This is a genomic window from Sorangium sp. So ce448 (assembly GCF_051520915.1).
GTDB lineage: Bacteria > Myxococcota_A > Polyangia > Polyangiales > Polyangiaceae > Sorangium > Sorangium cellulosum_B.
The window spans coordinates 4,757,718-4,771,752 of the sequence record NZ_CP150343.1; the positions used below are offsets into that span (position 1 = coordinate 4,757,718).

At 72.1% G+C, this 14,035-nt stretch carries 11 protein-coding genes, 1 tRNA gene and 1 pseudogene; 7 read left to right on the forward strand and 6 right to left on the reverse strand.

Annotation, left to right across the window (positions count from 1 at the left end):
* Positions 1-81 precede the first annotated feature (81 nt).
* The gene (locus WMF45_RS18070) at positions 82-2,004 is read left to right on the forward strand and encodes a GAF domain-containing protein (RefSeq protein ID WP_437718117.1); all 1,923 of its coding nucleotides are present in this window, start codon (positions 82-84) and stop codon (positions 2,002-2,004) included.
* Positions 2,005-2,246: 242 nt separating this feature from the next.
* Positions 2,247-3,677 (forward strand): GTPase HflX, encoded by a 1,431-nt coding sequence (gene hflX / locus WMF45_RS18075; protein WP_437718118.1) that lies wholly within the window; start codon positions 2,247-2,249, stop codon positions 3,675-3,677.
* A gap of 70 nt (positions 3,678-3,747) precedes the next feature.
* On the opposite strand, the gene WMF45_RS18080 is transcribed toward hflX, so the two are convergent.
* Positions 3,748-3,918: a hypothetical protein gene (locus WMF45_RS18080; RefSeq protein WP_437718119.1), complete on the reverse strand. Its 171-nt coding sequence runs from the start codon at positions 3,916-3,918 to the stop codon at positions 3,748-3,750.
* Positions 3,919-4,077: 159 nt separating this feature from the next.
* On the opposite strand from WMF45_RS18080, the gene WMF45_RS18085 reads away from it, so the two are divergent.
* Together WMF45_RS18085 and WMF45_RS18090 are read left to right on the forward strand one after the other, a co-directional pair.
* On the forward strand, positions 4,078-4,512 hold the full coding sequence (locus WMF45_RS18085; RefSeq protein WP_437718120.1) for a DUF309 domain-containing protein: 435 nt from the start codon (positions 4,078-4,080) through the stop codon (positions 4,510-4,512).
* Positions 4,513-4,720: 208 nt separating this feature from the next.
* Positions 4,721-5,113 (forward strand): response regulator, encoded by a 393-nt coding sequence (locus tag WMF45_RS18090; RefSeq protein WP_272098384.1) that lies wholly within the window; start codon positions 4,721-4,723, stop codon positions 5,111-5,113.
* Positions 5,114-5,323: 210 nt separating this feature from the next.
* Here the strand turns inward: WMF45_RS18090 and WMF45_RS18095 are convergent, their stop codons facing one another.
* Positions 5,324-6,094 (reverse strand): hypothetical protein, encoded by a 771-nt coding sequence (locus WMF45_RS18095; RefSeq protein WP_437718121.1) that lies wholly within the window; start codon positions 6,092-6,094, stop codon positions 5,324-5,326.
* Between the two features lie 473 nt (positions 6,095-6,567).
* Here WMF45_RS18095 and WMF45_RS18100 point away from each other — a divergent pair, with 473 nt between their 5' ends.
* Positions 6,568-7,017: an acyltransferase gene (locus WMF45_RS18100; RefSeq protein ID WP_437553094.1), complete on the forward strand. Its 450-nt coding sequence runs from the start codon at positions 6,568-6,570 to the stop codon at positions 7,015-7,017.
* Between the two features lie 218 nt (positions 7,018-7,235).
* On the opposite strand, the gene WMF45_RS18105 is transcribed toward WMF45_RS18100, so the two are convergent.
* Both WMF45_RS18105 and WMF45_RS18110 read right to left on the reverse strand, forming a co-directional pair.
* Complete coding sequence (locus WMF45_RS18105) at positions 7,236-9,086, reverse strand: L,D-transpeptidase (RefSeq protein WP_437718122.1); 1,851 nt, start codon at positions 9,084-9,086, stop codon at positions 7,236-7,238.
* A gap of 344 nt (positions 9,087-9,430) precedes the next feature.
* Positions 9,431-10,186 carry a S1 RNA-binding domain-containing protein gene (locus WMF45_RS18110; RefSeq protein WP_437718123.1) on the reverse strand — a complete coding sequence of 252 codons (756 nt, stop codon included), beginning with the start codon at positions 10,184-10,186 and terminating at the stop codon, positions 9,431-9,433.
* Between the two features lie 372 nt (positions 10,187-10,558).
* Between WMF45_RS18110 and WMF45_RS18115 the strand changes: the two genes are divergently transcribed.
* Positions 10,559-10,631 (forward strand) — tRNA-Lys (locus tag WMF45_RS18115).
* Positions 10,632-10,639: 8 nt separating this feature from the next.
* Here WMF45_RS18115 and WMF45_RS18120 read toward each other — a convergent pair.
* Entirely contained in the window at positions 10,640-10,765 is a 126-nt protein-coding gene (locus WMF45_RS18120; protein ID WP_437718124.1) for a hypothetical protein, read from the reverse strand.
* A gap of 17 nt (positions 10,766-10,782) precedes the next feature.
* Positions 10,783-11,553 (reverse strand): annotated as a pseudogene (locus tag WMF45_RS18125) (tyrosine-type recombinase/integrase); the annotation flags it as partial.
* Between the two features lie 738 nt (positions 11,554-12,291).
* Here WMF45_RS18125 and WMF45_RS18130 point away from each other — a divergent pair.
* Entirely contained in the window at positions 12,292-14,028 is a 1,737-nt protein-coding gene (locus tag WMF45_RS18130) for a DUF6178 family protein (RefSeq protein ID WP_437718125.1), read from the forward strand.
* Positions 14,029-14,035 lie beyond the last annotated feature (7 nt).

Genomic DNA, 14,035 nt, shown 5'->3' on the forward strand with positions numbered 1-14,035 from the left:
GCCGCCGCCGGTTCGTTTCTGGATCTACGTCCTCGTGGGCTGGCGTAGACTGAGGGCGCCGCGGCTCCGGCCAGCGCGTGAATGGCCCCTAGAGACCTTCCCAGATCGCCGCTCGCCGTCTTCCTGCGCGCCCACAGCGCGGAGATCCTGGAGGCTTGGGAGCGCGCCGAGCGTCGCCGCGCGCCGGGCGAGCAGTCCCCCGGCTACATCGCGCTGCGCGAGGAGCTGCCCTCCATCTTCGCGCGCCTCGCCGAGCGCCTCGAGGCGGCCGTGGCGGCCGCGGCTGCGCCGCCGGGCGACCAGGAGCAGGACGCGTGGGGCGGCGTCGAGTCCGTGTCGGTCGAGTTCCCCGAGCCGCTGCTCGGCTTCCGCGTGCTCGACAAGCTCCGCGACGGGTTCGAGCTCGAGGACGTCGCCGCGCAGTACTCGGTGCTGCGCCGCTGCGTGCTCCGGATGCTCGAGCGGACAGGCACGCAGCCATCGTGGGTCGAGATGACGATCCTGCACGAGGTGCTCGATCAGGTGATCATCGATCCGGCGACGCGGAGCGCCGCGCTGCGCGAGCGCGCGCTCGGCGCGCTCGATCGCGTCTCGGCCGAGGGCATGGGCAACGTCCACATCGATCGGCTGCTGCGGCGGCTGGTCGAGGTGCTCGTCGAGTCGGCGCGGTCGGTCGACTGGGCGGTGATGCTGCTGCTCGAGGGCGAGGTGCTGCGGATCCGGGCCGGCATCGGCGTCGACGAGGCGCTGTGGGGCCTGCGCGCCTACAGGCTGGCGGAGGGCTTCGTCGGGCGCGTGGTCCGCGAGCGGCGCCCGGTGGCGCTGCGCTCGGCCGCGCCGGATCCGCTGGCCACCGACGCCGGGGGCGGCGCGGCGGGGCCCGAGTCGGGGGCGCAGAGCGAGCGCCCGAGCGACGCGCTCCACGCGCTCTACGGCGTGCCGATGCTCTCGGAGGGCCGCCTCGTCGGCGTCACGGTCGTGAGCTCCCGCCGCGTGGCGGAGTTCTCCGAGGGAGACCGGCTGCTCTTCAAGAAGGCGGCCGAGCGCGCGGCCGCGCTCGCGACCCAGGCCCAGCTGCGCGAGCAGCTCGCCGCGGAGCGCGGCCGGTTCGAGGCGACGATCCAGCGGCTCCCGGTCGGCGTTGTCGTCGCGGAGGGGACGTCGGGCGCCGTCGCGCTCAACAACCGGCGGTTCGCGGAGATCGTCCGCGGCCCCGAGGAGACCCCGAGCAACGCGCCGCTGCGGACGCTGCTCAGCGAGACCGACGACGACCAGCGCGCGCGCTGGCTGCTCCACCGGGCGCTGCACGGCGGCGAGACGGTCTCCCGCGACGAGATGGAGTTCGTCCGCGCGGACGGAGAGCGCCGCCTCGGGAGCTTCAGCGTGGCCCCCGTGCGTGACGCCGACGGCCGCATCACCGCGGCCGTGATGACGGTCGAGGACGTGACCGAGCTCAGGAAGGCCGAGCGCGCGCGGCAGATCCTGATCGACGCGAGCGCGCTGATGGCGGAGTCGAACGACCACGACGGGATGATCGAGCAGGTGGTGCGCCTCGGCGGCGAGCGCTTCGCGGACCTCTGCGCGCTCGATCTCGACGACGGCGGCGGCGCCCCGCGGCTCGTCGCGTCCGCGCGCCTGCCCGAGGCGCGGGCGCTCCTGCCGAGGCTGCTCAAACACCCGCCGCTGCTGCTCGGCGACGCCGCCTCGCTGGCCGAGGCGACGGCCCGCAGGGAGGCCACGCTGATCCCGCTGGTCACCGATCCGTGGCTGCAGCGGATCGCCCGCGGGCCGGAGCACCTCTCGGCGCTGCGGGAGCTCGGCGCCCGCTCGGCGATCCTCGTGCCGCTCGCGGCGCGCGGCCGCAAGCTCGGCCTGCTGAGCCTCTGGACCGTGGAGCGCGAGCTCCGGCAAGACGACAGGAGCGTGGCCGCGGAGCTCGGGCGCCTCGCGTCGCTGGCCATCGAGAGCGCGCGGCTGCACGGCGAGGCGGCACGCGCGAGGTGACGCCGCTCGTGCGCCCCGGGATGTGGCGCGCGTGCCTCGGGCGTGCTCGGAAGGCGACGCCCGCTGCCGGCGTCGGGCTGTCCCTGCCCGCCCTCGTGGTCCGCGTCGGGGCGAGCTCGGCGGTTCACCGGAGCGAGCCCGGCGGGTTCGTCCGAGGCGACGCAGCGAGGCGCGGGCGAGCGCGCGGCGGCTTGCGTCGCGGGGGTGGATGAGGCGAAGCTCCCGCCCTCGCACACGACCGTATGACCACGACCAACCAAGAACGTCCCCTCGCTGTGCTCGTCGGGGTGCAGCTCCCCGGCGTCGACGATGTAGAACACGCCGCCGATCTGGCCGAGCTCGGCCGCCTCGTGCACACGCTCGGCTTCGACGTGATCGCGACCGTGTCGCAGCGGCGCGGCGCGCTCGCGGCGGCCGCGGTGCTCGGGGAGGGCAAGCTCAGGGAGCTCGCGGAGCTCACGGGCGGCAGCGGCGTCGTGCCCTCGGGCGCGCCGGAGCGGAAGAACAAGGCGCGCGCGCGCCGGGCCGCAGAGAGCGGTGAGGGCGACGAGGACGACGTCGAGCTCGGCGGAGACGACGGCGACGACGCGGGCGACGGCGGCGACGCGGAGCGGCGCGCGGGCGGCGCCGGGCAGGCGGCGCGCCTGGCGACGGTCGTGGCGGTCGACCACGACATCTCGCCGAGCCAGGCGCGCAACCTGGAGCGGGCGACGGGCGCGCAGGTGCTCGACCGGGCGGGCGTGATCATCGAGATCTTCCACCGCCACGCGCGGAGCCGGGAGGCGAAGCTCGAGGTCGAGATCGCGCGGCTCAACTACGTCGCGCCGCGGCTCCGGGAGACGGGCGGCGGCGGGGACCGGCAGCGCGGCGGGATCGGCGGCAAGGGCGCCGGCGAGAGCGCGCTCGAGCTCGATCGGCGCAAGATCCGCGATCGCATCGCGGAGCTGAAGGAGGAGCTCGTCGCGGTCCAGCGCGAGCAGTCGACGCGCCGCGCGCTCCGGCAAGGGCAGCGCCGCGTCGCGCTGGTCGGCTACACGAACGCGGGGAAGTCGTCGCTGATGCGGGCGCTGACGGGCAGCGAGGTGCTCGTCGCCGACAAGCTCTTCGCGACGCTCGACACGACTGTGCGCGCGCTCCACCCGGAGGTGCGCCCGCGGATCCTCGTCTCGGACACGGTCGGCTTCATCAAGAAGCTGCCGCACGATCTCGTGGCGAGCTTCCGCTCGACGCTGGACGAGGCGCTCGAGGCGTCGCTCCTGCTCTACGTGGCCGATGCGTCGGATCCGACGTTCCGCGATCAGCTCGCGGTGACGCGCGGCGTGCTCTCCGAGATCGGCGCGAGCGAGGTGCCGAGCCGGCTCCTGCTGAACAAGGTGGACCGGCTCTCCGAGGAGGAGCGGGAGGCGCTGCGCCTCGAGTTCCCCGAGGCGACGCAGCTGTCGGCGAAGATCCCGGACGACGTGGCGGCGCTGCGGGAGGCGATCATCGCGTTCTTCGAGCAGTCGATGGTGGAGGCCGAGCTGCTCTTGCCGTACGCGAAGCAGGGCCTCATCGGGGAGATCTACGAGAACGCGCGCGTGCTCTCGGAGGAGTACGACGACGTCGGCGGCCGGCTCTCGGTGCGGGCGCACGCGGCGGCGCTCGATCGGCTGCGCAGCCTGCTCGCGCGCTGAGGGGGCGGCGGCCGGCGCGGGCGCGCGTGGCCTCGGCGCGGGCGAGCGGGGTCAGCGCGGGCGAGCGGGGTCAGCGCGGGCGGGCGGCGCGGGCGCGCGCTGCGTCGGCGTGCGCGGCGATGGCGCGCGCCTCGTCGGCCTGCAGGCGCCGCCGTCGCCTGCGGCGGCGCAGGAGGATGCCGATCGCGAACGCCAGGAGGTGGAGCCCAGCAATCACCGCGACGAGGATCCACCGCTGCACGCGCCGAGCGTAGCACCGGAGCGCCGGAGCGCGGGCGTCCGGGGCGCGTGGTACGCTCCGCTGTCCGCCGTCCGCTGTCCGCCGTCCGCTGTCCGCCGTCCGCTGTCCGCCGTCCGCTGTCCGCCGTCCGCTGTCCGCTGTCCGCTGTCGCTCCGCGCCATGAGCTCCTCCACCGACGCCGCGCTCGAAGCGATCGTCCAACGCGGGCTGGAGGCTTACCGCGCGGGGCGGTTCTTCGAGGCGCACGAGCTGTGGGAGTCCGGGTGGCGAGACGAGACCGACCCCGTGAGGAAGGCGTTTCTCCAGGGGCTCATCCTCGTCGCCGCGGCCCTGCACAAGCTCACGAGGATGCAGAGCCCACCGGGGGCATTGCGCCTGCTCGACAAGGCGCGCGCTCGGCTCGCAAGCACGCCGGATGGCATGGGCGGGCTGGCGATCCCGCTGCTCGTCGACGACATCACGCGCGCAGCAGCCGTCATCGAGCAGCTCGTGAGCGGAGAGAGAACCGAGATCGACGCCTCGCTTCTGCCCAGGATGGAGATTGCCGGCGATGTCGCGCCGCCCTCGCCGTCCGGGGCGCGTTCGCGGCCATGAGCGTCTGACCCGAACGGGCTCCGCAGTCGATATTGCGCTCGTCGCGTGCGACATGGGACGCGGGCGTGACATCGTTTGCCTGAGTGGTGTTCGCGCATGGGAAGCGCCCGTGTGGGGGGATATCGTGGCAGACGGGTACTGTGGAACCGGAGTGGAGGGGACGGCGAGCGCCGAGCCTCGGGCCAAGCTGCAAACCGAAAGGAGCCGCGTGACACGGCGCAAGCAGATCCTGATCGTGGACGACGACCAGGAGATCCGGGAAATGCTCGAGATCACGCTGGAGGAGGAGGGCTATGACGTCCTCTCGGCGAGCGACGGCGAGGCCGCGCTCGCGCTGCTGGAGCGCAACCGGCCGAATCTCATCCTGCTCGACATGCGCATGCCGGTGATGGACGGTTGGGGGTTCGCCCGCGCGTACGCGTCGTGTCCTGGTCCGCGCGCGCCCATCCTCGTGATGACGGCCGCGGTGGACGCCGGCACCTGGGCCCGCGAGGTGGGCGCGTGCGCGTCGGTCGCAAAGCCGTTCGATCTGAACCGCCTGCTCGATTCGATCGCGGCGCACGCGGGGTGCCCGCCCGGCCCGAGCCCGGCCTCCGCCTGACGAGGTCCACGCCGGGCGCGGGCCCGGCGCGCCGTCTGAGCGGGGCCTTGCCGGGCGCGAGCCCGGCGCGCTGCCTGAACGAGTTATCTGAGCGGGGGTCTTGCCGGGCGCGAGCCCGGCGCGCCGTCTGAACGAGTTATCTGAGCGGGGTCTTGCCGGGAGCGAGCCCGACCGAGGCCGCGGCGGTCTGCCGCGGGGCTCGGCGGTGGATCAGCCGCCCGTGGCGCGGCGCATCGCGCAGAGGAGGTCGCCGCGGCAGGGGTCGGTGGGAGCGCGGCGGTCGATCGTGTTCGGCGCCGCAGGGCCCGGCTTGGCGCGCGTCGGCGCGGCTGCTCCCGGGGCCCGTACACGGTTCTCGGGCGCGCGCTGCGATGCGGCGACGCCGTCGGGCGCGTCGCCAGAGCTGTCGCGCTCGGCAGGAGGCGCGACCAGCGCAGGAGGCGCGACCAGCGCGCGCTCGGCGGGCGCCTCGATACGCGGGAGCCGCGCCTCGACCGCGCGCGCGGCGGCGGCGAGGCCGGCCGTCGCGCGAGGGCCGGTGGCGGCGGCATCCGGGGAAGAGATGCCCGCCGTGAGGGCCGCGATCGCGGCGGCGCCTGCGAGCAGGATCGCGATCGAGCGGGCGCGCCACGCGCGCGCCGGCACGTCGAGCGCCGGCGCCTCAGGCACGGGTGCGGACGCGGGCGGCTCGCCGAACGGGAAGATCGGCAAGAGGTCGAGGACCTGGGGGCGGGCGCCCTCCTCACCGGCCTTCAGCGCGGTGAGGTCGATCTGCCCCGAGGACGCGTCGCGCTCCTCGCTCGCGGCGCGCGCCGCGGGCGGGATCGCGACGGCGGCATCCTCCGTGATCGCCTGCGTATCCAGCGAGGGCGCGTCCGCCGAGGACGCGTCCACCGAGAACGAGACCGATGTGTCTTCTCCGGGGCTGGTGGCGGCGGATTGCGGTTCGTTCGTCCACTCCTCGTGCTGCGTGTACTTCATGGTTGCTCCCGCTTCAGCCGTATCGGTCGAGCGCTGGAGTCGCGCGCCTGCGCCGGCCGGTCGGCGTGTCCTTTCGAGATTTGGACATGCACAGGCGCGCGTGCTTGGGCCCGCCGCGCGCCCAGGCCCACGCTGATCGACGGCGGTCACCGAGCGCTGCGATCGATTCCGCCCCGCGCGCGCGCCGCGTTCGCCGCGTTCGCCGCGTGCCTCACGTCCGTCGCGCTCGCCGTGTTCGCCGCGACGCACGCGCCTGCTACCGAGGTCGGGGAGCACCTGAAGCGCGCCCGTCGGCGGCGTTCGCGATCTTGCGAGCGGGCTCGTGACGCCCATACTTCGACCGCTCGGATCGCCGAGGGCGTGCAGCCGGCGGGCCTCATGACCGCGTGCGCTCGGGGAAGTTGGTTGCGATCGGGGCGTTCCTCGTCGAACAGAAGTTCCCACGCAAACGCGAATCGGATACTTGAGGTGAGATGAAACCTACACGGCTCTTCACGGTTCTGGGGGCGCTGATGTTCCCCCTTGCAGTGGCTCTGGTCACCAGCGGGTGCCCCAAGAAGGAAGAGGACGACGTGCCGCCGGTGCCCTCGGCTCCGCCCGTCGTGCCGACGCCGGCCCCGACGCCGACCCCCACGACGCAGATCGTGCCCGAGGAGGACGCCGGGGCGGATGCGGCGGACGCCGACACGGCGGACGCGGACGCTGGAAAGAAGGTGGTCGGCACGGGCGATTCCAGCGGGATCCGCAAGTGCTGCGCGGCGCTGCGCCAGAACGCGAAGTCGGCCCCGCCCGAGCAGCAGGGCGGCTACCTCGCGGCCGCCTCGGCGTGCGACGGCCTGGCGAACTCGCCGCAGGGAAGGCAAGCGCTCTCGACCCTGCGCGGCCTCCTCGTCGGCGCGCAGATGCCGGCGTCCTGCCAGTAACGGGACGGACGGGAGGGCCATCAGCGGTCGGGTGAGCGGCCCTCCCGCCCAGCTCGCCGGATGCACCTGGCGAGCTGGGCCGGTCGTCCCGCTGTCCTGAGGGGGCCGGGGCAGCCGGAGCCGTCAGCCGTGCACGGAGCCGTCAGCCGTGCACGGAGCCGTCAGCCGTGCACGGAGCCGTCAGCCGTGCACGGAGCCGTCAGCCGTGCACGGAGCCGTCAGCCGTGCACATAGACGAGCGTGCCGCCGCCCTCGATGTTCATCGCCCCGTGCCACTCGGGCGGGACGGCGGGCTCGGTCCACTCGAAGAGCCAGGCCGCGTCGGCAGGGGCCAGGTTGATGCAGCCGTGGCTGCGCGCCTTGCCGAACTCGTCGTGCCAGTACGCGCCATGCAGCGCGTAACCCCCGTGGAAGTACTGGGTGTACGGCACGTCACGCAGGTCGAACGCCGCCTCGGACGCCTCGTCATCGCCGTCCATCGTGGTCGAGACGTGCTTCGCGTGGATGTAGAACGAACCACGGACGGTGGCGTCGGTCTCCTCGGGATCGGCCATGCCGCTGCGACCGCTGGAGATGAGCGCCGCGAACACGGGGCGCGTGCCCTCGTAAGCGACGAGCATCTGGCGGCGGATCGAGATGTCGATCCACTTCTTGCCGTCGCGCGCGAACCCCTGAGGGTCCTTGCGCAGCTCGGCGATGATGAGGTGGTCGGCGGCGAGCCATGAGCCCTCGGTGGTCTCGAGCAACCCCTTGGCGCCGCCTCGCGTGCGGCCGGTGAGCACCCAGCCCGAGCGGTGCGGCGCGAGGCCCGCGTCGACGAGCGCGCGGCCCGACGCGGAAGGGCGCTGCCGCGTGGTGCCGTGGACGCGGACGAAGGCAGGGGCGCCCTTCAAGGCGGGATCGGGGCGGGGGTCGGTGCCGGGCGGCGGAGGAGGCAGCTCGTCGGCAGGCAGCTCGGCGATGGAGAAGCTCGCGGTGTCGGCCGGTGGAGCGGCGGCGGGCGGCGGGGCGGCCGAGGACGTGGGGGATGCCGACGACGCCGCGGCGGACGGGGATGCCGTGTCGGAGGCGCTCGCGGGGACCTCGGCGCCCTCGGCGTCGAGATCCTTGATGATCACGCCGCGCATCGCGCTGAGGCGCGCGGGGCGGGTGCGATCGAGCGGGATGAGGTCGAGCTCGGTCGTGAGGCCGAAGCGGCGGTTGGTCCACTCGAAGGTCGTGATCAGGCCGAAGGCGGAGCTCTCCTTGGTGCGGCCCGTGTGCACCGAGTAGTGGAGCTTCTCCTCGGCGCCGTACGGCTTGGGGAGATCCCGACCGGCGAGGAGGAACTCCGGCACGGGATCGAGCGGCAACGACGAGGGCGCGACGGCGGCGCGGGCGAGGTGGACGGCGAGCGTGGACCCCTCGACGCGGCGCTGATCCTCGACGGTCGGGAGCCGGAAGTAGAGGTGCGGCGGGGGCGAGCCCGACATGACGTAGTAGTAAGGCACCGGCGCACCACGGCGCGGGCCGCGCACGGCGGCGGCGACCACCTGGTGCTCGAGCGCGAGCGAGGCGCCCTTGCCCACGCAGACGTAGCCGCGCGGCGCGATCCGGTACCAGCCGCCGGCACATCCGTCGGTGCCCGCAGGGAGCTCGGCCCGATCGACGACCGCGCCGGCGCGCAGGTAACCGAGCTTCGTCGAGCGCTCGTCGGGAGCGACGTAGATCCAGGTGCGCATCGCGATGCTGGCGATCTTCGCGCCCCGGCCCGGGAGCGTGGACTCCTTCGAGGAGGGTGATGCGGCGGCCGGCGACGCGAGCGACGCAGGGGACACTGCGTCCGGCGCGGCGGATCCAGGAGAGGGGGCCATGAATTCGGGCGAGGGGAGACCCGGGACGGCGAGGGCGGCACCGCCGGCGACCGGGGCGGTCGCTTGAGCGGCGCCGGAGCGGTGATCGTCGGTGGCCCTGCCGGGCGGATCCTGGGACGGAGCGCAGGCCGTGGCCGAAAGGACGAGCGGGGCGGCGCCGGCGAAGGCGACGGTGACGGAGAAAGCGCGAGCGCGGAGCAGGGCGCCGGAGAGCAAGCGGGAGGGCGCCGTGGCGCGAGAGCCGACGCGGGGGCGAGCGCGCGTGCGCGGAGAGCGCTGCGGTGCGGGCAGCGACGCGGGGGTGGAGGCTCGAGCGAGGGAAGGCATCGACGCGAAGGCGGAGGCAGGGACACCCAGGCCCGAGGCGCGAAGGCGCGCGGGGCCAGCGAGCCAGCGGGCGACGGGCAGCCGAAGCTGGAGCCGCAGGGGCTGAGCGGGCGAGGTGTATGCCGAACCGAGGGGGAGATGCAATCTCCTGCCGGCGGCGTGAGGACGGGGAGGGAGAGGAGGGAGAGGGAGACGGGACGCGGAGCTGGAGACGGGACGAGGGGGAAGAAGCGCTAGCGCTTGACCTTCTTCGCGAGCAGGTCACCCAGCGTGCCGAAGTTGCGAGGCGCGGGCTTGGCGCCCTTGTCGTTGCCGCCGCCGGAGCGCTCGCCCTTGGCGTACGACTCGAACTGGCCGCGCTCCTCGTCGACGCGGAGCGCGGAGATCGAGAGGCGGATCTTGCCGGACTCGTCCACGTTGAGGATCTTCGCCTCGACGTCCTGCCCCACCGTGAAGTGCTTCTTCAGGTCGGCGGAGCGAGGCGTCGCTGTCTCGGCCGTCGGGACCAGGCCGCGGCCCGAGCGGCCCGAGGTGCCCGCGATCTGGACGAAGACGCCGTAACGCTCGATGCCCGTCACCTTGCCCTTGACCCGCGCTCCCTCGACGAGCAGCGGCGCGCCGCCCGCGGCAGGCGCGGAGACCGCGAGCGACGTCCCGCCGTCGCCGTCGTCGTTCGCGCGCACGACGACCGGCGTGAGGCGCACCTGGCCGGTGCCGGAGTCGACGCCGGCGACCACGGCCGAGACGCGCGAGCCGACCGCAACGCGGAGCTTGCCGTCGCCGTCGGCGAGCGCGACGCGCTCGAACATGCCCTCCTGCTTGCCGCCAAGATCCGCGAAGACCGCCTCGCGAGCGATCGCGACCACCGTCACCTCGACGGTCTCACCCGTGTGGTACTGGCGGCGGCGCTGCTTGCCAGCTCCTTCGGACTGCTCGAAGAGCGAAGCGAACGATTCCTTGGAGGCGGCGGAAGGGCGTGACGACGACATGGCGCGACCTCATAGCGCGAGGCGAGGGCGCGAGGAAGGCGGCGGTGAGCGGGAAGCGAGGGGGGAGGCGGGAGGACGGCGGTGGAGAGGGAGGGGGCGGAAGCGGAAGGAGGGGGAGACGGGGGGAGGGGGGGAGGGGGGAGACGGGGAGGGGGGAGACGGGGAGGGGGGAGACGGGGAGGGGGGAGACGGGGAGGGGGGAGACGGGGAGGGGGGAGACGGGGAGGGGGGAGACGGGGAGGGGGGAGACGGGGAGGGGGGAGACGGGGAGGGGCTGGGGAGAGGACGGGGAGGGCAGAGAGCAGGGAGGCGGCGGGAACGGAAAGGTGGAACCTGGCGGGGGCTTCTGCTAGCTTCGCCGGCCGCTGAATCGGGTCGATAGCTCAGTCGGTAGAGCTGCGGACTTTTAATCCGTAGGTCCAGGGTTCGAGTCCCTGTCGACCCACTAAGTAACTACGCGGAACTGCTGACCTTTCCGACCAGCACTCCCGCCTGTTCCAGGTTTTCTCCACGGACCGCCCCGGCAGGCGACGCGTCGAGCAACGCGATCGCGCTCGGCGACAGGTGCATGTGGCCCATGGTCTCGTCGAGACGTCGCGGTGCCCGGCGAGCTCCTTGATCGGCATCACAGGCGCCGCCCGCATCGCGAGGTGCGAGCAGACCGTATGGCGGAGGGGGTGCGGGCCCTCGAGCACAGCGAGCCCGGCGCGGCGCGTTGCCTGCCGCATCCAGCGCGCGACCGTCCACCCCCTGATGGGCGAGCCGGCATCCTGCTCGGCCGGTAGCAGACCGGATATGTGGTTGGCCCTGCTCGACCGAACAGACCTTCGCCGGTGCACGGCGAGGTGATCGAGCTCGACCTCGGCGCAGTCGTCCAGCCAGGTGGCGGCGCGGAGCACGCGGGTGATCATGATCCAGCGCCGGTCGGAGACGACGATCCCGTTGGCCTTGAGCTCGTTCCGGATCCGGAGGAGCTCCTGCACGATGCGCTCGGGCAGCGTCACCCGGTCGACGTCCGCCCGCGCCGCGTCCCACTCAGCGAGCTTGATCTGGGCCGAGGCCGAGTCGGACCGCTTGAACACCTCATCGAGGAAGGCGCACTCGACCCCGGCGAGCCGGCCGTCGAGATTGCGCTCGCAGGGATCGTTCTTCAGGGCGCTGAGCTCCACCGGCCCGAAATACTCGTCCTCGGATCCGAACTTGGTCACCAGCGTCTGGAACTTCCGCGCCTCTGGGTAGCGCGACAGGAACCCGAAGAACAAGGCGCTCCTCGTCGTACCGGGAGGGCCCACCAGCAGCGCGTGATCGCCAGACAGGACAGCGAGCAGGATGCACTCGACGGCTCTCGCGCTCCCGGAAAGCGGCAAGCTAACTGTCGCGCACGGTTCCGAACCTGCGCCGCACAGACGTCATATCAACCGAGTTACTGGTCGTGGCCTTCATCATCACCTCATGTGTCTGCGCAGCGGGCATGCTGCGCCGGTGCCTCGCCGCGGTGTCACCCACGGTGAGGCGTCTATGGGGGCAACCCCGACTCCTCAGTCGTTGACCACGGGGATCGTGAACGACACGCCATCACCGCGGTCGAGCTGGAGCTGGAAGCTGTGCCGGAGCTCGTTGACGCGCTCCGTGATCCGGTCAGCGGAGGTGGTTTCCGTGTGCGGCCATGGCCTCGGCGTGCGCGAGTTGCAAGCGCAATGCCGGTGTCGCCAACATGGGGGCTCTCCACTGCTGCACCTCGCTGGGGCGACCTTTCCGCCGGTGCCGCCCCGCCCCCGACATCACGACGGGAGGGGCTGAAATGTGCGGATCGTGTCGGTCTTCAACACCGGGCGGAAGGCGGACGCAGCGGCGCGCGCGGGCTGCCCCGGCTGGTGAGCGTGACGGGCGCCAGGCCAAGTGCGTCGCCGCGTGCGCGCCCACGAGCGTCGCCTCCCACGGCCTTCATGAACAGGGCACGGCGAAAACGTACAGTTAACCTGGAAGCCGCTCAAAATAGATTTCATTTGAAGCGTCGGGCGGGCGCCGAGCGGCGACACCTGCTCATCATCCCTCGCGACGATCGCGCTTTACAGGCGCGTCCAGAGCGCTAAAGAAGGCAAATCATGAAAACACCGCTCACCACATCGACCCGTCCTCGCCACCTCGTGACGCGACTCCTTGAACAGCCGGATCTCGTCCACCTCGTGCAGGGCCTACCGGCCCCGGTGCTCACCAAGCTTATTCATCACATTGGCCTGGAAGACGCGGGCGAGATCGTCGCGCTCGCGACGACCGCGCAGCTCGAGGGAATCTTCGACGAGGATTTGTGGCGCAGCGAGCGCCCGGGCAAGGACGAGACGTTCGACGCAGATCGATTCGCCCTCTGGATCGAGGTCATGCTCGAGGCTGGTGAGGCGTTCGCGGCGCAGAAGATCGCCGAGCTCGACGAAGACTTCGTCACGCTGGCCCTGTGCAAGCACGTCCTCGTGATCGACATCGACGGGCTCTGCGTGCAGATGTCGAGCTCGGCGCATTCGGACGATGACGATCTCGTGGAAAAGGCGCTCGAGGGCTGTCTGTACCAAGAGTTCGAGGAGTTCCGGGTCATCGCCAAGAACCACCGGAGCTGGGAGCCCATTCTCTCGGTCCTGGTCGAGCTGGACAAGGAGCATCACACCCTCCTACGAACGCTGCTCGACAGGTGCTGCGCCATCTCCTCCGAGTACATTGAAGAATCCGGCGGTCTGTACGACGTCCTCACCTCCGAGGAAATGCTGGAGTCTGACGTGGCCGGTGAGCGGGAAGATCGGCGCGAGCAAGAGGGGTTCGTCGCCCCTTCGGCGGCGGCGAGCTTCCTCAATCTGTCGAGGGTCACACCCCTGGAAGAAACACTGCAGTCCCGAACGTACGACGCTGTCACGCGCGCCCATTTCCGAGCGGCGGCGGTGAAGGATCGACCCACCGCAGCGGCGGCTCGGCGGTCGGACGCGCTCGAGGCGAAGAATGCGGCGAATCAGCAGAACCTCAAGGGCTTCCTCGAGGTTTTGCGCGAAGCGGACGTCCTGCCGCCTGCGACCGAGCCGGGGCTCCTCACGGCCGGCACGAAGCACGGGGAAGACCTCCCGTTCACGTCGGCGATCCGCGAGGTGAAGACGCGCGACGCGGAGATCTATGGGAAGCGCCTGATGGAGCTGAGCTACCTCGTGAACGTCCTCATCTCCGGATGCAGCTACAACGGCGGTGCGTTCCGGCCGTTCGAGGCAGTCGAAGCCGCCATCTGCACGTGCAACCTCGGGCTCGAACAACTCCTCGGAGAGCGATCGGCGCGCAAGAAGCCGAGCCCGGACGAGCTCGTGTCGGTGATCATCGAGCACGACGCGGTAAAGATTTTCATGGCCGGGTGGAACATCCTGCATCACCGGGTGTCGCTCTTCGCCGCCGACGCGATACGGAAAACGCTGAAAAAGCTGGCCGCCGACCAGTCCGACGCGCAGACGGCCCGAGAGATCGAGCGCGTGGCCCTCGGGCTCGGGGCGGATGCCGACGCGGGCAAGCCGTGGCGCTCGCGCGGCAAGCTCGACCGGCTCGAGGGCGTGCTCGGGGCCGAGACGACATCGACGCTTCGGGCGCTTCTGGACGAGTACCCGACGCTGCCTCACGGCGTGGGCGAAGGATCGCGGACCACCGCGGGCCGGCCTTTGCGCTTCATCTCCACGGCCGCGCAGGTTCTGGCCATACAGACGTTGCTGAAACGGCCGGAGGTGATCGGTGCAAAGGGCCCAGAGCGCGCAGCCCGCACCGACGCCCCCGCCAAGCCTCGACTCAAGCGCACTCGACCTGGACCGGGCCGCCAGAAGTAGAATTTGA

Coding starts and splice junctions, on each gene's coding strand:
- WMF45_RS18070 (WP_437718117.1), top strand. CDS start 82: ATGGCCCCTAGAGACCTTCCCAGATCGCCGCTCGCCGTCTTCCTGCGC.
- hflX (WP_437718118.1), top strand. CDS start 2,247: ATGACCACGACCAACCAAGAACGTCCCCTCGCTGTGCTCGTCGGGGTG.
- WMF45_RS18085 (WP_437718120.1), top strand. CDS start 4,078: ATGAGCTCCTCCACCGACGCCGCGCTCGAAGCGATCGTCCAACGCGGG.
- WMF45_RS18095 (WP_437718121.1), bottom strand. CDS start 6,094: ATGAAGTACACGCAGCACGAGGAGTGGACGAACGAACCGCAATCCGCC.
- WMF45_RS18100 (WP_437553094.1), top strand. CDS start 6,568: ATGAAACCTACACGGCTCTTCACGGTTCTGGGGGCGCTGATGTTCCCC.
- WMF45_RS18110 (WP_437718123.1), bottom strand. CDS start 10,186: ATGTCGTCGTCACGCCCTTCCGCCGCCTCCAAGGAATCGTTCGCTTCG.
- WMF45_RS18120 (WP_437718124.1), bottom strand. CDS start 10,765: ATGGGCCACATGCACCTGTCGCCGAGCGCGATCGCGTTGCTCGACGCG.
- WMF45_RS18130 (WP_437718125.1), top strand. CDS start 12,292: ATGAAAACACCGCTCACCACATCGACCCGTCCTCGCCACCTCGTGACG.